The following is an 18,295-nucleotide window of genomic DNA, read 5'->3' on the forward strand; positions in this document are numbered from 1 at the left end:
CCTTAGCGCTGACGGCTCTTGGGATCAAGAGCATCGCGAACGGCGTCGCCAAGCATGATGAAGCTCAGGACGGTGATGGACAGGGCGGCTGCCGGATAGAGCAGGATTCCGGGGTTGGTTCGAATAGAGGCATTGGCCGCTGAAATGTCGTTACCCCACGACATCACGCTGGTAGGCAGCCCGACGCCAAGGAAGGACAATGTCGCTTCCAGGACGATGAATACGCCAAGTTCCAGCGTGGCCAGAACAATTACCGGAGCCAGGGCATTTGGCAAGGCGTGCTTGACCAGCGCCCCGAATTTGGAAACACCGAGAGACCGGGCCGCCGTAACGAAGTCCGCGTTGCGTACCTCGATGACGGCCCCTCTGGTGATTCGTGCCATCTGGGGCCACGCCAGCATGGATATGGTGATGACGACGGTCCAGACGCCCCTGTTTTCCCGGAAGAACGGCAGCTGCGTGATGACGAGGGCGCCCAAGATGATGGGGAGGGCGAAAAAGATGTCACCCAAACGGGCCAGTACAGCATCGAGCCAGCCGCCGTAGTATCCGGCCAGTGCACCCAGGGTCACACCGATGACGATCACGCAGAGCACAGACAGGACACCCACGGACAGTGAAGCTTGCGTGCCATGGATGACACGCGAATAGACGTCACAGCCTTGCAGCGTGAAACCGAGCGGGTGTCCGGAAGTGGGTCCTGCCTCCGAGTTGGCCAACTGACAGTCGTTGTCGGGCGCAACGCTCGTAAACAGGCCCGGGAAAAGTGCGACGGTCGTCAACAGAAGGATCAGCAGCGCAGAGATAATGAACAGCGGGCGCCGGCGCAGCTTGCGCCAGGCATCGGCCCAAAGGCTGAGGGGCGCCTGTTCAAGCTTGACGGTGTCCGTGGCCTGCAGCGGAGTCTCATCGATTGGGGCGACGAAGTGTTCGGTGTTACTGGTCATAGCGGATCCTCGGGTCAAGCCAGGCGTACAGGAGGTCAACCAGGAGATTGGTGACAACAAAGACAAGAACAAGGACACTGACGATCACAACGATGGTGGGGCCTTCGCTGCGCTGAATGGCTTGGAAAAGCTTGTTGCCAACTCCCGGGACGTTGAAGATACCTTCGGTGACAATTGCACCGCCCATGAGGCCACCGAGGTTCGCACCGAGATAGGTCACCACTGGAATCAGCGAGTTCCTCAGAATGTGCGCCATCACGACGCGCGGGCGGGAAAGTCCCTTGGCCGTTGCAGTCCGCACATAGTCGGCGTTCATGTTTTCGCTGACTGATGCACGGGTCAGGCGCAGCACGTACGCGAACGAGACCAGGCCCAGGACCACTGCGGGCAGGATCAGGTTGCCCCAGTCGGCGTTGGCCCCAACGGTCGGTTTTGCCCAGCCAAGCTGGACACCGAACACGAGCTGGAAGACAAAGCCGAGGACGAACGTGGGAACAGCAATGACCACCAGTGAGGCGACCAGGACGGTGGAGTCAAAGAGCTTACCCTTGCGCAGACCGGCGAAAACGCCGAACGCGATGCCGAAGACGGCCTGGATAATAAGTGCTTCAACAGCGAGCATCGCGGTCACCGGGAATGCCCTTGCAAGCGAAGCTGCAATGGGTTGTTGCGTAAAGTCAACGCCGAGGTTGAAGGTGAACAGGTTCTTCAGGAAGATCCCGTACTGCACCCAGAACGGCTGGTCAAGGTTGTACTGGTTCCTCAGTGCGTCGATGACGCTCTGAGGAGGTTGGCGATCGCCGAAGAGCGCTGCGATGGGGTCACCGGGAAGGGCGAACACCATGTAGTAGACAAGGAGTGTGGTTCCCAGGAAGACGGGAATCACCTGGAGGAGCCTACGCAGAATGTAGCGGACCACGGTTCACCCCGCTCTCTATGGACGGTTGTAGGTGTGTCATGTTTGCCTTCCTGCCGAAGCAAGCAATTGGGGGCCCGGCACGATGGCCGGGCCCCCATGCCTCACGGCAAGTTCAGATCCTGAGGACTACTTGGCCTCGATGTTGTAGTAGAGGATTCCGCCGTTCCAGCCGGTCTCGGCCTTCACAACGTTGTTGCTCCACACAATCGGACGGTTCAGGTACCACAGGGGCAGGCCGGGGAGATCCTGGAACAGGATTTCCTGTGCCTTGTTGAACTTGGTATTGGCGTCTTGAGGCGTCTTGGCCGCAAGGCCTTCCTTGAGCAGTTTGTCGAACTCCGGGTTCGAGTACTTCTCGTAGTTCGACGATGCGTTGGTTGCCCACACCGGTCCAAGGAAGTTATAGAGCGACGGGTAGTCACCCTGCCAGCCAGAGCGGGTCAGGCCCGGGAGTGACTGGGACTTGCGCAGGTCCAGGACTTCAGCGAACTTCGCGAACGGCTGGATTTCGGCTTGGATTCCGAGGTTGTTCTTGAAGCCGTTGGCCACGGCGTCGATCCATTCCTTGTTGCCACCATCGGTGTTGGAAGCAATCTGGAGCGGCTTGGAAGCATCGTATGGCTGGATCTTTTCAGCCTGCGCCCAAAGGTCTTTAGCCTTCTGGACATCGAACTTCAGAACATCGTTGCCCGGGATCTTGTCGCTGTAGCCATCCAGCACGGGTGCCGTGAATTCAGTGGCAGGGGTGCGGGTGCCGTTGAAGATGACCTTGGTGATCTCCTCACGGTTGATGGCGTGGGACAGCGCCTGGCGGCGCAGCTTGCCTGCTTCGCCCTGGAAGTTCGGGTTGTAACCCGGAATGTTCAGGGTGGAGTTGTTGGCAACCGGCTTGGTGGAGTTACGATCCTGAAAGTCCGTGGTGTACGTCTTCAGTGCGTTCGATGGCAGGACGTCGGTGACGTCAAGGTTGTCCGCCTGGAGATCCGTGTAAGCGGGACCCGGGTCCGTGTAGAACTTGAAGGTCACGCCACCGTTCTTGGCAGCTCGCGGACCGTTGTAGTCAGGGTTCTTGACCAGCGAGATTGACTGGTCGTGTACCCAGGAACCATCCTTGGCGAACTTGTAGGGGCCGTTGCCAACCGGGTTTTCACCGAAAGTCTTCGGGTCTTTGAGAGCAGCGGAGGGCAGCGGGTAGAAGGCGGAGTAGCCCAGACGCAGTGACCAGTCAGCCTCAGGCTGGGACAGCTTCACCGTAATAGTCTGGTCGTCTTTGGCTGCCAGACCGGACATCGTCTGAGCCTTCGGTGCTGGAGTGGAGGTCTTCTTGCCGTCGGCCCCGGTGGTTTCATTCACGGCGCTGACATCGGCATAGCCTTCGATGGACTCGAAGAAGAAGCCGTTGTTCTGGAGGTTGGTGCTCAGCGCTGCAAAGTTCCAGGAGTCAACGAACGTCTTGGCTGTGATTTCCTCGCCATTCGTGAACTTGGCACCGGACTTAACTTTGATGGTCCAGTTCTGCGAGTCCGTGGTGTCAATGGATTCGGCCAGCGCGTTGACCGGCTTGCCGCTGGCATCGTAGGCGCGGAGGCCTTCGAACAGCAGCTCGACAACGCGGCCGCCGTACACCTCGTTGGTGTTTGCGGGAAGCAGCGGGTGCTGCGGTTCGTTGCTGTATGCGGTGATGACCTTGTTGGGGTCGGCTGCGGCAGAGCTGTTCGTGTTGCTGCCGGAGCCACCGCCGCAACCGGTCACTGCGAGGGCGATTATTGCCGCTACGCCTAGAGCTTTGGAAGTGCGCGAGAAACGCATTCCGCCTCCTATGAGTCGTGGAGTTGATCAGGGGTAATTTGTGATGACCCCCAGGCGCGGACACAGCTTTCCTACTGTGACGTTGCCTACATGTGTGTGTAAGCCTACCCACATTGTGTCCAGATGTTGGGACTCGCTGGCCAAACTGTAACCGTTCCGCAACCTCCAGATGCCTAAACTGGCGGGAATTTCAAGTCAAAAGCTACTCGGTGGTAATATTCGCTGTCTGACAGCAGGACAAGCCGTTTTAGGCGCAAAAAAAGAGCCCCGGTTCATGTTCTGAACCGGGGCCCTTGAGAATCTCGCTAGCCGGGCAGCGTCCTGGTTTTAGACGTTAAACCGGAACTCCACCACATCGCCGTCGGCCATGACGTACTCTTTGCCTTCGATGCGGACCTTGCCTCGGGACTTTGCCTCAGCCATGGAACCGGCGTCGATCAGGTCATCGAAGGAGACAACCTCGGCCTTGATGAAGCCACGCTGGAAGTCAGAGTGGATCACGCCAGCGGCTTGGGGCGCGGTGTCGCCCTGGCGAATGGTCCAGGCCCGGGTTTCCTTGGGACCGGCGGTGAGGTAGGTCTGCAGGCCAAGGGTGTGGAATCCAACGCGGGCCAGCTGGTCCAGGCCGGACTCGCTCTGGCCGTTCATTTCCAGCATCTCGCGGGCTTCTTCCTCGTCCAGTTCCACGAGGTCGGATTCGAGCTTTGCGTCCAGGAATACTGCGTCAGCAGGAGCAACCAGGGCGCGCAATTCTTCCTGCTTTGCCGGATCGCCAAGAATGCCTTCATCGGCGTTGAAGACGTAGATAAAGGGCTTCGCGGTGAGAAGTCCGAGCTCCTTGAGGTGCTCCATCTCCAGTTTGTCGCTCTTGATCGAGCTGAAAATCGTGTCGCCGCGTTCCAGAACTGCCTGGGCCGCCTTGATGGCAACGAGCTCGGCTGCTTCGCGCTTCTTGATCTTGACTTCTTTTTCGATGCGAGGGATCGCGTTTTCGATGGTCTGAAGGTCTGCCAGGATCAGCTCGGTGTTGATGGTCTCCATGTCGGAGCGCGGATCAACCTTGCCGTCGACGTGGATAACGTCGGGGTCATCAAATACGCGGACGACCTGAGCGATGGCCTGTGCCTCGCGGATGTTGGCCAGGAACTTGTTGCCCAGGCCTTCGCCCTCGGAGGCGCCCTTCACGATGCCGGCGATGTCCACAAAGGACACAGGAGCGGGAAGCAGCTTCTGGGAACCAAAGATCTCCGCCAGCTTGGCCAGCCGGGGATCCGGCAGGTTAACGACACCGACGTTCGGTTCGATCGTTGCGAACGGATAGTTCGCAGCAAGCACCTGATTGCGGGTCAGTGCGTTGAAAAGAGTTGATTTGCCGACGTTGGGCAGTCCGACGATGCCAATAGTAAGAGCCACGAGCATTTATTCTACCCGTTGCAACCATGCCCACGCTTGTTCGCACCGCAAGAGTACGCCGTCAACGGCCCTGTCGGCTAAAACTGTCGTACCCCTGTGACAGGGTTGCCACATGGATGGATTTGGATTGGTTTTGGCTTTGCTCATGCTGCTGATCGGAGCGGCAGTGGGACTCAGTACGGCATATGTAGTCTTCCGACGCCGGGCGGCCGGCTTGGAACAGGACTTCGACGCCGTTTCGTCGCGCCTTTCGGAGGTGACCGCCCAGCTCGCAGCCGCCGACGCCGAACGCCGGCTTCTGTTCGCACAGAACCGTGAGCTGAGTGAATCAAGGACCTCAGACGGCAGCGTGCTGCGCGCCTTGGGTCCCGTGGCCGAAAAGCTCACTGCCGTACAGCAGCAGGTCTCGCTCCTTGAACGCGACCGGGTCGAGCAATATGGTCAACTTGCCCAGCAACTTCAGGACGCCAAGCTGTCCGACGAACAGCTTCTGCGGTCCACGCATGCCCTTGCTTCGGCACTACGGTCCAACAGCGCCCGCGGCCAATGGGGCGAGGTTCAGTTGCGCAGGGTTGTCGAAGCCTCCGGAATGCTCCGCCACGTGGATTTCCATGAGCAAGTGCACTCAGGCCGGAACGAGAACACGCTGCGTCCGGACCTTGTGGTGCAATTACCGGGCGGCAAGCAACTCGTAGTGGATGCCAAGGTCCCCCTGGCTTCATATTTGGCGGCGCAGGAACAGCTGCACGGTGAAGGCTCGATGGGTGAAACGGTCATGTCAACGGCCAACCATGATTCCAAGACCCTCCTGGCACAGCATGCCAAGGCACTCAAAGCCCACATCGATGCCCTGGCGGCCAAGAAGTACTGGGACATTCCCGGCAACTCCCCGGAGCTCGTTATCTGTTTCCTTCCCGCGGAGTCGATTTTGGCCTCAGCCCTTGAAGCCGATCCGGCGTTGCTGGAGCATGCCCTTTCCCGCAACGTCGTCCTGGCCTCGCCGGGAACACTGCTGGCCGTACTCAAGTCGGTGGCCTTCACATGGCGGCAGGATGTCTTGACGGACAGCGCACACGAACTCTTCGAACTGGCCAAACAGCTTTACGAACGCATGGGCACGCTGGGCGAGAATGTCGGGAAGCTCGGAAGCTCCTTGAAGACATCAGTGGATCGCTATAACGCGATGGTCGGCACGCTGGAGGCACGGGTACTCCCCACCGCCCGCAAACTTAACACCATGGACGACGCCGGACTGGCCACGCCCATGTCCGTCGAAGCAGTCCCCCGGGCTCTGGCCGCGCCCGAGCTGCTCGCAGTGGACTCCGAGGAGTCTGCAGCTTAAGAGATGCGGCTTAGGAGACGACCACGGCCTAAGACATCCCTACGGCCGTAGGGATCTGCGCCTTAACAGGACAGGCCCGCTGTGAGAGCTTCCCAAACGGGTGGCTGCCACAGCGGGCCTGCTAAACACATCTAGGACAAGTACGTCTAGGACGCAGGCCGGTTCCCACGGCCACCGAGGGCCCGGGTCACGTCGCCAGCCTTCTTCAGGGTTGCCCGTAGTTCCTTCGGCAAAGAGAAGAGAAGGTCTTCCTCGGCCGTGACAACTTCCTGGACTTCGCCATAGCCGTAGTCCGCCAAAAGCCGGAGAACGTCCTGGACGAGTACTTCGGGGACGGAAGCTCCGGAGGTGACACCAACTGTTGCCACGCCCTCGAACCAACTTTCATCCACCTCATTCGCGAAGTCCACGCGGTACGAGGTGCGTGCCCCATACTCGAGAGCCACTTCAACCAGGCGCACCGAGTTGGACGAGTTGGCCGAACCCACCACAATGACCAGGTCAGCCTGCGGAGCGATTTTCTTAATGGCCACCTGCCGGTTGGTGGTGGCATAGCAGATATCGTCGCTGGGCGGATCCTGCAACGTGGGGAACCGGTCCTTGAGCAGGCGGACGGTCTCCATGGTCTCGTCCACGCTCAGCGTGGTCTGGGAGAGCCAGATGGTCTTCTCCGGGTTCCGCACGGTGACTTTGTCTACCTCGTGCGGGCCGTTGATGATCTGAATGTGTTCCGGGGCCTCGCCGGCTGTTCCTTCGACTTCCTCATGGCCCTCGTGGCCAATGAGCAGGATGTCGTAGTCCTCCTTGGCGAAGCGCACCGCTTCACGGTGGACCTTGGTGACAAGCGGGCAGGTAGCGTCAATGGTGCGAAGACCGCGGTCTTCGGCGGACTGGACTACGGCAGGGGAAACGCCGTGGGCCGAGAAGATCACCAAGGCGCCTTCAGGAACCTCATCAGTTTCTTCTACGAAAATGGCGCCTTGCTCTTCGAGGGAGCTTACGACATGGACGTTGTGGACGATCTGCTTGCGGACGTAGACGGGCGGTCCGTAATGTTCCAAGGCTTTCTCGACAGCAATGACGGCCCTGTCCACGCCGGCACAATAGCCACGCGGAGCCGCCAGCAGAACCTTCTTGGGTCCAGTAACCGGGGCCGCCGCCTGAACCTCTTCCGGTGATCGCCGTCTGCGGGGCACCGTGGGCATCGGAATGGAAACTGCTGTGCTGGTCATCCCTCCATGCTACCGGCCCGGCACCTGGTCGCTGGCAGAAGGTGACCGCCGTCTCGCGGACAGGATCCAAGCGATGACACCCAATGCCAGGTACCCACCGGACACCACAGCAGCGATACCAATCCAATCACCAAAGCCTGTCCGGGCTGCCGAAAAGAACTCCTGCTTGAACAGCTCTGCAACACCATTGGCGCTGGAGAGGCTTCCCATCAGTCCGCCAGCCCAGTCAACCATCGCCGACCACAGCGCAGCCAGCACCAAACCGCCGAGTCCGAGGAAGACAAATACTATCGAGCGGCGACGCGCTGCAGCGACGGCCAACAGCACCGACACCATTGCACCCAGGGCGGCGAGCCACCAAAGCGGCGCGAAGGCCGCCACCCGTTCCACGAGCAGCTTCTGCGAGGGCTCGCCCATGGTCACGAGGCTTTCCGCCGGGACCTCAATCTGTAGCCCGCTGGCTGAGGACAAATGGTCGCGGATGAGCCTGACAAGGGGGCCGATGTCCAGGAGCAGGGCTGTATGCGATACCGTCTCCTCCGACTGCTTACCGCCTCCGAAGTTCAACCTATGACTGTTCCGGGCCGTTTCCTCCCATGCTTTGGGGTATTCGGGCCATGACTGCATTCCGGAAGCAGCTCCTCTGAGGACATCCGCAGCCACCGACTTGAGCGGCTCCGGAAGATCTACGGAGGACTCAAAGTTCCCCACTGCGGCTGTAGCAAGGCGGCTTTGGAACTCTGGATCTTTGCCCAACGCGCCAGCCATCTGGACGAAACCGTCCTCTTTGACCACGTTGACGTCCGCCCAAGCAGCCGGAACTGCGGCGGCCGTGAGCAACAAGGCAAGGACCACTGCCACCGCGGAAATGAAACTGCGCAAAAGTCATCCTCGGGGTAAGGGGCCAGTGCCACCATCCTAGGTCTGTCCACAGGATAGGAAAAATGTCCGGGTCCAGTGCTAAAGCTATGGATAGAGTTGGAAGGCCGGCCCAAAGATCGAGTGGCACGGATCGAGTGGCACGGACCGAGTGGCACGGACCGAGTGGCCTCGACCCCCGGCCGCACAGCTAGCGAGGATATACACATGCAGGTAAAAGCACGGACCACCCATGGCAGCTGACGCGACCCCGGAATCGACGCTGCCAGGAACCGCTGCGGAGACCAGCCCGGATAATCCCTGGCCGTTGCAGTTGCTGTCCCGGAAGCTGAAGGCCCACATTGAGCGCGCGCCCGCGGCGTGGATCGAAGGCCAGGTCATTGAGTTCAACCGCCGAGGCGGAAATGCTTTCCTGACGCTACGGGACGTCGATGCTGAGATTTCATTGCCGGCATCCGTATGGTCCACAGTCCTCGATCGCCAGAAGGTACCCATTGAGCGTGGTTCCCGGGTGGTCGCCCTGGTCAAGGCCGACTTCTGGGTCAAAACCGGACGCCTCAATATGTCCGTCAAGGACATCCGGCCCGTGGGCCTGGGTGATCTCCTCGCCAGGATCGAGCGGCTGCGTCAGGCCCTGGCCGCAGAAGGCCTGTTCGCTGATTCCCGGAAACGGAAGCTGCCACTGCTCCCACACCGGATTGGACTCATCACCGGGCGTGACTCGGATGCCAAGAAGGACGTCCTCCGTAACGCGGCATTACGCTGGCCGGCTGTTGAGTTCGACGTTCGCGAGGTAGCCGTCCAGGGCAACACGGCAGTTGCCCAGATCATTGCCGCGCTCAGGTCTTTGGATGCCGACCCGCACGTGGACGTCATCGTCCTTGCCAGGGGTGGTGGCGCGTTGGAAGATCTTCTGCCGTTCAGCAATGAGGACCTGATCAGGGCTGTGGCCTCAGCAACAACACCAGTGGTTAGCGCCATTGGCCACGAAGCAGATCGTCCAATCCTGGACGACGTGGCTGACCTGAGGGCTTCGACACCCACCGACGCCGCGAAACGCATAGTCCCCGATGTCAGCGAGGAACTTGCCATGGTCCGCCAGGCCCGGGACCATCTTCGCCGAAGCATCGGCCGGATGGTGGACAGGGAGACGGACCGGCTCCATGCCTTGAGGTCGCGGCCCGTCCTTGCCACACCCGACACCATGGTCGCAGCCCGGTCCGAGGACATCACCCGCCTTCAGCGGAGGTCTCATGCCGCCGTCAGTACTGCAGTGGTCCGGGCGCTTGACCAAGTCCACCACCTGCGCGCCCAAGTGCGGGCATTGTCTCCGCAGAAGACCTTGGACCGCGGCTACGCGGTGGTCCAGATCGTCGGGGAAGACCAAGCTGGACACACGGTAGTCAGCAGTCCGGAACAGACTCCGGAGGGCACGACGCTGGCCATCCGAGTGGCAGAAGGCCGGTTCAGGGCTGTCTCCACCGGCCAGGCACAACTCGCCGAGCACTGATTTCGCAGCAGCATCTACACGGCACATATACTCACCATCGAATGCGAAGGACCACCATGACCGAGAACACTCCCGCAGCATCTTCACCGGAATCCTTGGATTCCCTCAGTTACGAGGAAGCCCGGGAACAACTGGTGGCGGTGGTGGGCCGATTGGAAGCAGGCGGCGCCAGCCTTGAGGAATCGCTGGCGCTATGGGAGCGCGGCGAGGCATTGGCAAAGCGTTGCGAAGACTGGCTTGAGGGCGCCCGCAAACGCCTGGCAACAGCCCGGGGCGCCAACGACGCCGGAGCTGCCGCCGGCACAGACTAGCCTCGTTGACGGACCCCACAACGATCAACGGCGGCTACGCCGCCCAGCATGCCCTTACCGCCAGGGATTCCTCAACGGCCCAGGACTCCCCTACCGCTCGTTGCGCTAAAGCTCAGGATTCCTCAACCTCAGGATTCCTCAACAAGGGCACGTTCCGCAGCGACGTCGAACTCCGCCTTTGGCCAGTCCAGGAACAAGCCCTCCAAGGCGTCCAACAGCAACTGCTGGACGGCGATCCGGGCGTACCACTTCTTGTTCGCCGGAACAACGTGCCACGGGGCGACGTCCGTGGATGTCTTCTCAAAGGCCGTGTTGTAGGCATCCATGTAGTCATCCCAGAACGCCCGCTCCGCGAGATCGCCCCGGCTGTATTTCCAGTGTTTGCTGGGATCATCAAGCCGCGCAAGGAGACGCTTCTTCTGCTCATCCTGGCTGATGTTGAGCATGACCTTAACGATGGTGGTTCCCTGCTGGGCCAGCCTGGACTCGAAGTCGTTGATAGCGGTGTAGCGCCGTTCCAATTCCGCGGCGTCCGCCCATGCGTGGACGCGGTGGATCAGGACGTCCTCATAGTGTGAGCGGTCGAAGACTCCCACCATCCCAGCGGCAGGTGACTCTTTCTCGATCCGCCACAGAAAGTCGTGCGACTTTTCCTCCTCAGTGGGTGCCTTGAATGCCTTCAGCTGCACGCCCTGCGGATCCATTGCCCCCACAACGTGGCTGACGATGCCACCCTTGCCGGCAGTGTCCATGGCCTGAAGAATCAGCAGCAGCCGCTTGTTGCTCCCGAACTTCCCCTCTGCAAAGAGCTTTTCCTGCAGTTCGGCGAGCCTGGCGTCCTGTTCAGCCAGCAATGACTTGCCGTCGGCCTTGGCTCCGGCGTAGCCAGGCGTGGCTTGGGGATCAACGCTGGCCAACGAAAAACCTGGCCCAACCTTCAGCACCTTGGCTGGACTCTCGGCGAACTCAACTGCAACGGGCATGGCTTGCCTTTCTGCCTGACGCGACCTCGTGACGCGGCCATGGACCACAGGCTAGTTCCCGGGGTACCTCGACAGGAAGTCCGCCATGCGGCCAATTGCCTCTTCAATATCCTTGACGTTGGGCAGCGTCACCATCCGGAAGTGGTCCGGCCGCACCCAGTTGAAGGCACGTCCGTGGGAGACCAGGATCTTCTGCTCCTTCAGCAGGTCCAGGACGAACTTCTCATCGTCCCGGATGTGGTAAACCTCTGGATCCAGTTTGGGGAACAGGTAGAGGGCACCCCTGGCCTGCTGCGTGCTGACACCCGGAATAGCGTTCAGGAGATCGTATGCCTTGTTGCGCTGCTCAAGGAGCCTGCCACCGGGGAGGATGAGATCGTTGATGCTCTGGTAGCCCCCCAGCGCCGTCTGGATGGCATGCTGCGCCGGGACGTTTGCGCACAACCGCATATTGGCCAGCAGGTTGATGCCCTCAAGGTAGTCGGCAGCATCCTTCTTGGGACCCGAAATGGCCATCCAGCCAGCGCGGTAGCCGCAAACACGGTAGGCCTTGGACAGTCCACTGAACGTCAGGCATAGAACGTCGTCCCCGGTCAGTCCGGCAAGGTTGACGTGGACGGCGTCTTCGTAAAGGATCTTCTCGTAAATTTCATCGGCAAACAGGACCAGGCCGTGCTTTTCAGCCAAAGCAACAATCTGTTTGAGCGTGTCTTCGGGGTACACGGCTCCCGTGGGGTTGTTCGGATTGATCACGACGATGCCCTTGGTCCGCGGCGTGATCCTGGACTCCAGGTCCGCAAGATCAGGTTGCCAACCCCACTCCTCATCACAGAGGTAGTGCACGGGCCGGCCACCGGCCAAGGCAACGGAAGCCGTCCACAGCGGATAGTCCGGCGTGGGGATCAGGACTTCATCGCCATCTTCAAGCAGGGCCATGAGGGACATGGTGATGAGCTCGCTGACCCCATTGCCGAGGTAGATGTCATCAACGTGGATGTTCTGGATTCCGCGGGTCTGGTAGTACTGCGAGACGGCCGTTCGGGCCGAGAAAATACCGCGGGAGTCGCTGTAGCCCTGGGCATTGGGCAGGTGGCGGATCATGTCCACCAAAATGGCGTCAGGCGCTTCAAAGCCAAAAGGAGCCGGGTTTCCGATGTTCAGTTTGAGGATCCGGTGACCCTCTGCCTCCATCTGCTGGGCGGCCTGAAGAATCGGTCCACGGATGTCGTAAAGGACATTATGAAGCTTGGTGGACTGCTTGAAATTCGCCATTCATCAAATATGCCACACCGGTGATGGACTTCAGCTGAGACTTAACTCACACATACGGCGACGGCGGTGACAGACCCACACGGGTCCGTCACCGCCGTCGTACGCGGTTTGCGTCAAGCGCTACTTAACGATGCCCTTGTCTTTCAGCCATGCGGCTGCGGCGTCCTTGGGGCTTTGCTTCTGGTCGCCGCTGACTGCCCGGTTGAGGTCCACCAAATCATCCGTGGTCAGTATCTTGGAGACGTTGTTGAGTGCGTCCTTGGCTTTGTCCGTCATTTTGGCCTTGTTGTAGAGCGGCAATACCTGCTGGGCCTTGAAGTTGTTTTTGGGGTCTTCCAGGACCACGAGGTCATTGTCAGCGATCGACGGGGTGGTGGTATAGATGTCAGCCACCTGGACCTTGTCCTCCAACAGCGCCTGGAGCGTGAGGTTCCCGCCGCCGTCGTTGAACGGCTGCAGGCCCTTGAGCTCGCAGTTGTAGTTCTTCTTCAGCCCCGGGAAGCCATAAGCACGTGTCTCGAATGTTGCGGGGGCTGCCATCGTGAAGTCCTTGCAGACCTTGGCGAGGTCCTCAATGGACTTGAGCTGGTACTTCTCGGCAGTGGCCTTGGTGACCACCATGGCATCCTTGGACTCCGCCTTTGCCGGATCAAGCACGGCCAGTCCGTCCGGAAGCTTGCCAGGGAGCGCCTTGTACACATCCTCAGCCGAGACCTCGGTGGCCTCCGTATCGACGTAGGAGAGCAGGTTTCCGGAGTAGTCCGGGACGAGGTCCACGGATCCGTCCTGGACAGCCTTGAAGTAGATTTCGCGCGAGCCGATGTTCGGCTTGGTAGTGGCAGTAACGCCAGCAGCATTCAGGGCGCCTGCGTAAACCTCGGCGATCACCTGGCTCTCCGGAAAGTCTGCTGACCCAACTACAAGCGAGCCACCGGACCCGCTGGATCCGCCGGGGGCAGAAGTGGATGGGGTGGCCAAAGGGCTGCCCCCGCACGCGCTCAGTGCCAGGGCCACACCGACGCCGGCCGCCAGGCCGCCGAGTCCACGGCGCGTAAGGGTCATGGGAACGGGGTTTTTCATGGTGTACCTCCTTGAACGGCAGCCCCGGCGGGAGCTGTGGCTGTGGGATTGTCGATCGCCTTGTGGCGTCCGCTTGAGTCGAGGGTGAGGCCGGGCGAGAGGACCAGCCTCTGCAAAGCGGTCAGAACAAGGTCCACGGCGATGGCGAGGGCAGCGATCAGGAGTGATCCACCAAGCATCCGCGGAAAGTCCTGCAGGACCAGGCCATCGAACAAATACCGGCCCAGGCCGCCCAGGGGCAAATAGGCAACTACCGAAACGGTGGCAATCACCTGAAGAACGGCAGTCCGGATGCCACCGAACATCACCTGGAGACCATTGGGGAGCTCAACCCGGAACAGAATCTGAAGCTCGGTCATGCCCATGGCCCGGGCTCCGTCCACCACGGAGGAATCCACGCTGGAGATGCCCGCATAGGTCCCGGCAAGCAGCGGTGGAACCGTGAGGATCACCAGTGCCCACACCGGCGGCATCAGCCCGCTGCCCGCCAACAAGGCGAAGAGGACCAGGAGTCCCAAGGTAGGAAGGGCCCGCAGGGCGCCCGCCAGGGCCACCGCAACCACCCTGCCGCGTCCGGTATGGCCAATGTAAAGACCCACAGGAACAGCGATGGCTGCGGCAATGAGGAGCACCAGCCCGCTGTACTGCAGGTGCTCGGCCAACCGCATGGGGATGCCTCCGCTTCCCGTCCAATGAATGGGATCCGTCAACCAGGCGATGGTGTCCGTAAAAACGTTGCTCATGCCGATGCACCCGGATCCGGCTGAACTGGGGTGTGGGGCAAGCGCGGTACGGTTTTCGGTTCAGTGAGCAAAGCGGTGCCGTTCTTGTGTTCGCCCCTGTCGCCACCTGCCGCACGTGTCCACGGAGTCAGGACACGCTCCAGTACCACAAGGACTGCATCCATCAGCAAGGCCAGGACAAGGATGGCGATGATGCCAACCACCACTTCGGTAACGAAGGTCCTCTGCAAGCCATCGGTGAAAAGGATTCCGAGGTTGCCAACTCCCAGCAGGGCAGCAACGCTGACCAGCGAGATGTTGCTGACTGACACAACGCGGAGCCCGGCGAAGAGAACCGGAAGGGAGAGAGGAAGATCCACCTGGAAGAACCGGGCCGAGGGCTTGAAGCCCATGGCCACGGCAGCATTGCGGAGGTCGTCGTCAACGGAGTCAAAGGCATCCATTGCCGCACGCACCAGCAAGGCCACCGCATAGATCGTCAGCGCGACCACGACGTTGAGGGGATCCAGGATCCGCGTGCCCAGGATGGTGGGCAGGATGATGAAGAGCGCCAGGGACGGAATGGTGTAGAGCAACGACGTACCCGTCGCCACCACGGACCTCAGCGTACTGTTGCGCCGGGCAAGCTCCGCCAAGGGAATTGAGATCAGCAGCCCAAGGAGCATCGGGATGATGGCGAGCACAAGGTGCTGGCCAGCCAAGCCGAGGACCAGGCCAATGTTCGCCAGGAACCACTCCATCAGGTGGCGTCCTCCCTGTGGCGGCGGACTTCTTCGATCAGGGCAAGGACTTCCGGCGCCCTCAAGACCCCGGCAACCCTGCCGTCGTCGTCCACCGCAACGCCCAGGCCCGACGGCGAAGACAACGCCGCATCCAGCGCGCGGCGCAGGGTGTCCCCCTTATGGAAGAGTGAGCCGCCCGGGATCAGCCCGGCACCGTCCCGGGGTGAGGACCACCCGAGAGGACGTGATTCTTCGTCGATGACCAAGGCCCACTCCCCCGTCCGGCGCCCGGCGTTTTGACCCTCAGTCTGGCCCACCATGGTGACGGGGTGGAGCCTCAAGGAATCGGCGACGTCGAAGGCGAGGTGGCGAAAGCCACGGTCCCGGCCCACGAAGGAGGCCACAAAATCATTGACCGGTGCCCGCAGGATTTCTTCCGGGGCCGCGTACTGGGCAAGTTTGCCGCCAACGGCAAAAACTGCCACTTTGTCACCCAACACTGTTGCCTCGTCAATATCATGCGTGACAAACACGATGGTTTTGGCGAGCTCGCGCTGCAGGCGCAGGAGTTCCTGCTGGAGTTCATCGCGCACCACGGGATCCACGGCACTGAACGGCTCGTCCATCAGAAGGACCGGCGGATCGGCGGCGAGCGCGCGCGCCACGCCGACGCGTTGCTGCTGACCGCCGGACAGTTGCGAGGGATACCGTTTGCCAAGAACGGAAGCCAGCCCAACGACGTCGAGGAGTTCCGCCGCGCGTTTCCGCGCGTCTGCTTTCGATACGCCGTTGAGCCGCGGGACCGTGGCGATGTTATCCAGCACGGACCGGTGCGGGAGGAGCCCGGAAGACTGCATGACGTAGCCCATGGAGCGACGAAGCTGCGCTGCCGGCACCTGCGAGACATCCTTGCCCGCCACAGTGATGGTTCCTGAGCTCGGCTCCACCATCCGGTTGATCATGCGCAGGGATGTCGTCTTGCCACAGCCCGAGGGACCCACCAGGACAGTGATGGCTCCTTTGTCGATGGACATGGTCAGGTTGTCGACGGCCGGCTGGCCGCCTTGATATCGCTTAGTCACGCTCTGGAACTCAATCATGGCTTCAGCCATACCCGGGCCTATCTTTGGCGGACAATCTTCACCCAGCGTAGCCAGCGCCACCGACGATGTCAGCGACGCCACGTATTCCGTAATGAATCGGCAATGTTCAGCGTTTACGTCGTTTTGCGCCCTTTGCTGCGCGTTCCTCGGCTTGATCGTGCCGGTGCCGCTCCACGGCGCGCTGTCCCCTGTCCGCCGACATCACCTTTTGATGCCATTCGCGCTGATAGGCACGGCGGGCTGCGGCATCGTGTTTCCGGTTGAGGGCCGCCAGTTCGCGTTGCAGTTTGAGGTAGCTTCCCCACCGTCGAGCGTCCAGGGTTCCGTCGGCGAGCGCCGCCTGCACGGCACACCCCGGCTCGGCCTGGTGGCAGCAATCGGCGAAGCGGCAGCGGGCTGACAACTCCTCAAGGTCACCGAACATCTCCTCCATTCCCTCCTCGGCATCGAACAGCCCGAACCCGCGGACACCTGGAGTGTCCATGAGTACTGTGCCGCCTCCCAGCGGCACCAGTTCCCGGGATGTAGTGGTGTGCCGTCCCTTCCCATCGCCGGTTCGCACCTCACCTGTTTGTTGGAGATTGCCTCCGGCCAGGGCGTTGATGAGTGTCGACTTGCCAGCACCCGAGGGGCCTAGCAGAACCAGGGTTGCCCCTTTCGGAATGTGCTGCATGAGCTCCTCAAGGCCGTCACCCTGCTCGGCGGATGTAGTAACCACCTCTACTCCAGCTGCTTGGAGAATGACTTCTCCTATGACGTCGTCCGCAAGGTCAGCGAGATCGGCTTTGGTAATGACTACAAGTGGGGTCGCGCCGGAATCCCAAGCGGCGACGAGCGTACGCTCCAGGCGGTTATGGGTGAGGGGCCTGTCCACAGGCACCACGACCGCCACGATGTCGATGTTGCTGCCCAGGATTTGTTCTTCGGAGGATGCCTCGAAAGCGCGTTTGCGGCTGAGTGCCGAATGCCGCGGAAGAACCTCGACGACGGACGGCTCACCGGCGCGGTTATGCCCCAGCCACACCCAGTCCCCGGTGGCGGGAACCGGGCCATGCCCGGGATAGGCCAAATGCAGCAGGCCGCTCTCCGACGCTACGAGGACGCGGTTCCTGTCCAGCCGGACTACCCGACCAGGAGTGTTGTCGCTGTTGTCCCCACCGGTAACTGGGTTGGCGCGGAAGAGTTCCGCCGTATTTTCGGTAAAGCCGTAATCTGCTGGGCCTTCCATGCGGTTGCCGTCGCCAGCGCTGCTGAAACTGATTTTTGGGTCGCTTGAAGAAGCGTAAGTGTTCAAGGGTTAGCCTCTGCTGAGGCCCGGCCGCCTAGTGTTGGCAGGCTGATGCCGGGACGTGGATGGTGGTGTGATGACGGAGCGCCGCAAACGAGTGCAGGGCGCGCGAAACTATGGCAATCATCAAAATCCACCTCCTCGGCATCCGGGCCGGCGGCTGGTGGGCCGGCAACGTTCTACAGCGTAGCCAAGGCACTTGGCTTTGGCTAGGCCTCTTTGACTGAGTACCTAGTTGAGCTTCCCATCGGCAGGCCGCTCACTGTGTAGCCGCAGCGCCACGTCCACCAAGGAGACCCGGTTCAGCTTGCCCACATCGTCCAGGGGAATCCACGCCGCGTGCGTGGTACTGCCATCCACCTCGTGCGTCAACTCACCCCCGACGATCGTAGCTTCGTAGACCAGCCGGAGCGCCTGGAAGTCCCGCAGCGTACCGTCCTGTCCGGCCTCCGCGGGCCAGTGTCCGACGTCGATGCCCAGCATGCCATCGATGCGGGCCTCGTAACCGGTTTCTTCATAGACCTCGCGGCGGCATCCGTCCACGGGATGCTCCGCGAGGTCCAGTCCCCCGCCCGGCAGCGTCCAGCCTTCCTTGCCGTCCTGCTTCCAGTAGGCCAAAAGGATCCGGGCCTCCTGAATGATGACGGCGTAAGCGGCAGGGCGGGTGTCGAAATCCAGGGTCATGGTGCCAGCTTAGTTGGCGGCTGCTTGTCAGTTGATTGGCAACGGCGTCGTTGGCAAC

General features: G+C 61.1%; 17 protein-coding genes. 3 read left to right on the forward strand and 14 right to left on the reverse strand.

What is annotated here, in order from left to right; all coding sequences use genetic code 11:
* Positions 1 to 2: 2 nt before the first annotated feature.
* From ACZ5G6_RS16665 to ychF, 4 genes are all read right to left on the reverse strand, one after another.
* On the reverse strand, positions 3 to 947 hold the full coding sequence (locus tag ACZ5G6_RS16665; RefSeq protein ID WP_223933785.1) for an ABC transporter permease: 945 nt from the start codon (positions 945 to 947) through the stop codon (positions 3 to 5).
* On the reverse strand, positions 937 to 1,866 hold the full coding sequence (locus ACZ5G6_RS16670; RefSeq protein WP_216925185.1) for an ABC transporter permease: 930 nt from the start codon (positions 1,864 to 1,866) through the stop codon (positions 937 to 939). The genes ACZ5G6_RS16665 and ACZ5G6_RS16670 overlap by 11 nt, the downstream gene beginning before the upstream one ends.
* Before the next feature lie 126 nt (positions 1,867 to 1,992).
* Positions 1,993 to 3,675 (reverse strand): peptide ABC transporter substrate-binding protein, encoded by a 1,683-nt coding sequence (locus ACZ5G6_RS16675; protein WP_223933787.1) that lies wholly within the window; start codon positions 3,673 to 3,675, stop codon positions 1,993 to 1,995.
* A gap of 327 nt (positions 3,676 to 4,002) precedes the next feature.
* Complete coding sequence (gene ychF / locus ACZ5G6_RS16680) at positions 4,003 to 5,088, reverse strand: redox-regulated ATPase YchF (protein WP_223933788.1); 1,086 nt, start codon at positions 5,086 to 5,088, stop codon at positions 4,003 to 4,005.
* Between the two features lie 112 nt (positions 5,089 to 5,200).
* Between ychF and ACZ5G6_RS16685 the strand changes: the two genes are divergently transcribed.
* On the forward strand, positions 5,201 to 6,430 hold the full coding sequence (locus ACZ5G6_RS16685) for a DNA recombination protein RmuC (RefSeq protein ID WP_223933790.1): 1,230 nt from the start codon (positions 5,201 to 5,203) through the stop codon (positions 6,428 to 6,430).
* 146 nt (positions 6,431 to 6,576) lie between these two features.
* Here the strand turns inward: ACZ5G6_RS16685 and ACZ5G6_RS16690 are convergent, their stop codons facing one another.
* Together ACZ5G6_RS16690 and ACZ5G6_RS16695 are read right to left on the reverse strand one after the other, a co-directional pair.
* Positions 6,577 to 7,662, reverse strand: coding sequence for a 4-hydroxy-3-methylbut-2-enyl diphosphate reductase (locus ACZ5G6_RS16690; protein WP_223933792.1), 1,086 nt, complete (start codon positions 7,660 to 7,662; stop codon positions 6,577 to 6,579).
* Between the two features lie 9 nt (positions 7,663 to 7,671).
* Positions 7,672 to 8,544, reverse strand: a complete 873-nt coding sequence (locus ACZ5G6_RS16695) for a hypothetical protein (RefSeq protein WP_498686668.1) — start codon at positions 8,542 to 8,544, stop codon at positions 7,672 to 7,674.
* Between the two features lie 229 nt (positions 8,545 to 8,773).
* Between ACZ5G6_RS16695 and xseA the strand changes: the two genes are divergently transcribed.
* Complete coding sequence (gene xseA, locus ACZ5G6_RS16700) at positions 8,774 to 10,051, forward strand: exodeoxyribonuclease VII large subunit (protein WP_498686671.1); 1,278 nt, start codon at positions 8,774 to 8,776, stop codon at positions 10,049 to 10,051.
* Between the two features lie 56 nt (positions 10,052 to 10,107).
* The gene (locus ACZ5G6_RS16705) at positions 10,108 to 10,362 is read left to right on the forward strand and encodes an exodeoxyribonuclease VII small subunit (protein ID WP_498686672.1); all 255 of its coding nucleotides are present in this window, start codon (positions 10,108 to 10,110) and stop codon (positions 10,360 to 10,362) included.
* A gap of 128 nt (positions 10,363 to 10,490) precedes the next feature.
* On the opposite strand, the gene ACZ5G6_RS16710 is transcribed toward ACZ5G6_RS16705, so the two are convergent.
* From ACZ5G6_RS16710 to ACZ5G6_RS16745, 8 genes are all read right to left on the reverse strand, one after another.
* On the reverse strand, positions 10,491 to 11,345 hold the full coding sequence (locus tag ACZ5G6_RS16710) for a polyphosphate kinase 2 family protein (protein WP_498686674.1): 855 nt from the start codon (positions 11,343 to 11,345) through the stop codon (positions 10,491 to 10,493).
* Between the two features lie 51 nt (positions 11,346 to 11,396).
* Positions 11,397 to 12,617: a pyridoxal phosphate-dependent aminotransferase gene (locus ACZ5G6_RS16715; RefSeq protein ID WP_498686676.1), complete on the reverse strand. Its 1,221-nt coding sequence runs from the start codon at positions 12,615 to 12,617 to the stop codon at positions 11,397 to 11,399.
* Positions 12,618 to 12,737: 120 nt separating this feature from the next.
* Complete coding sequence (locus tag ACZ5G6_RS16720) at positions 12,738 to 13,697, reverse strand: ABC transporter substrate-binding protein (protein ID WP_223933803.1); 960 nt, start codon at positions 13,695 to 13,697, stop codon at positions 12,738 to 12,740.
* Positions 13,694 to 14,440: an ABC transporter permease gene (locus tag ACZ5G6_RS16725; RefSeq protein ID WP_498686679.1), complete on the reverse strand. Its 747-nt coding sequence runs from the start codon at positions 14,438 to 14,440 to the stop codon at positions 13,694 to 13,696. The genes ACZ5G6_RS16720 and ACZ5G6_RS16725 overlap by 4 nt, the downstream gene beginning before the upstream one ends.
* Positions 14,437 to 15,180 carry an ABC transporter permease gene (locus ACZ5G6_RS16730; protein ID WP_498686680.1) on the reverse strand — a complete coding sequence of 248 codons (744 nt, stop codon included), beginning with the start codon at positions 15,178 to 15,180 and terminating at the stop codon, positions 14,437 to 14,439. The genes ACZ5G6_RS16725 and ACZ5G6_RS16730 overlap by 4 nt, the downstream gene beginning before the upstream one ends.
* Complete coding sequence (locus tag ACZ5G6_RS16735) at positions 15,180 to 16,274, reverse strand: ABC transporter ATP-binding protein (protein ID WP_498686682.1); 1,095 nt, start codon at positions 16,272 to 16,274, stop codon at positions 15,180 to 15,182. The genes ACZ5G6_RS16730 and ACZ5G6_RS16735 overlap by 1 nt, the downstream gene beginning before the upstream one ends.
* Positions 16,275 to 16,371: 97 nt before the next feature.
* The gene (rsgA, locus tag ACZ5G6_RS16740) at positions 16,372 to 17,559 is read right to left on the reverse strand and encodes a ribosome small subunit-dependent GTPase A (RefSeq protein WP_498686684.1); all 1,188 of its coding nucleotides are present in this window, start codon (positions 17,557 to 17,559) and stop codon (positions 16,372 to 16,374) included.
* Positions 17,560 to 17,784: 225 nt separating this feature from the next.
* The gene (locus ACZ5G6_RS16745) at positions 17,785 to 18,237 is read right to left on the reverse strand and encodes an NUDIX hydrolase (RefSeq protein ID WP_498686686.1); all 453 of its coding nucleotides are present in this window, start codon (positions 18,235 to 18,237) and stop codon (positions 17,785 to 17,787) included.
* Positions 18,238 to 18,295 lie beyond the last annotated feature (58 nt).

It is taken from the genome of Arthrobacter sp. TmtSoilC51, assembly GCF_055388015.1.

What these genes read in the sequence shown, in the direction of transcription:
- ACZ5G6_RS16665 (WP_223933785.1), bottom strand. Translation starts at nt 947, where the DNA reads ATGACCAGTAACACCGAACACTTCGTCGCCCCAATCGATGAGACTCCG.
- ACZ5G6_RS16675 (WP_223933787.1), bottom strand. Translation starts at nt 3,675, where the DNA reads ATGCGTTTCTCGCGCACTTCCAAAGCTCTAGGCGTAGCGGCAATAATC.
- ACZ5G6_RS16685 (WP_223933790.1), top strand. Translation starts at nt 5,201, where the DNA reads ATGGATGGATTTGGATTGGTTTTGGCTTTGCTCATGCTGCTGATCGGA.
- ACZ5G6_RS16690 (WP_223933792.1), bottom strand. Translation starts at nt 7,662, where the DNA reads ATGACCAGCACAGCAGTTTCCATTCCGATGCCCACGGTGCCCCGCAGA.
- xseA (WP_498686671.1), top strand. Translation starts at nt 8,774, where the DNA reads ATGGCAGCTGACGCGACCCCGGAATCGACGCTGCCAGGAACCGCTGCG.
- ACZ5G6_RS16705 (WP_498686672.1), top strand. Translation starts at nt 10,108, where the DNA reads ATGACCGAGAACACTCCCGCAGCATCTTCACCGGAATCCTTGGATTCC.
- ACZ5G6_RS16710 (WP_498686674.1), bottom strand. Translation starts at nt 11,345, where the DNA reads ATGCCCGTTGCAGTTGAGTTCGCCGAGAGTCCAGCCAAGGTGCTGAAG.
- ACZ5G6_RS16715 (WP_498686676.1), bottom strand. Translation starts at nt 12,617, where the DNA reads ATGGCGAATTTCAAGCAGTCCACCAAGCTTCATAATGTCCTTTACGAC.
- ACZ5G6_RS16720 (WP_223933803.1), bottom strand. Translation starts at nt 13,697, where the DNA reads ATGAAAAACCCCGTTCCCATGACCCTTACGCGCCGTGGACTCGGCGGC.
- ACZ5G6_RS16725 (WP_498686679.1), bottom strand. Translation starts at nt 14,440, where the DNA reads ATGAGCAACGTTTTTACGGACACCATCGCCTGGTTGACGGATCCCATT.
- ACZ5G6_RS16730 (WP_498686680.1), bottom strand. Translation starts at nt 15,180, where the DNA reads ATGGAGTGGTTCCTGGCGAACATTGGCCTGGTCCTCGGCTTGGCTGGC.
- ACZ5G6_RS16735 (WP_498686682.1), bottom strand. Translation starts at nt 16,274, where the DNA reads ATGGCTGAAGCCATGATTGAGTTCCAGAGCGTGACTAAGCGATATCAA.
- ACZ5G6_RS16745 (WP_498686686.1), bottom strand. Translation starts at nt 18,237, where the DNA reads ATGACCCTGGATTTCGACACCCGCCCTGCCGCTTACGCCGTCATCATT.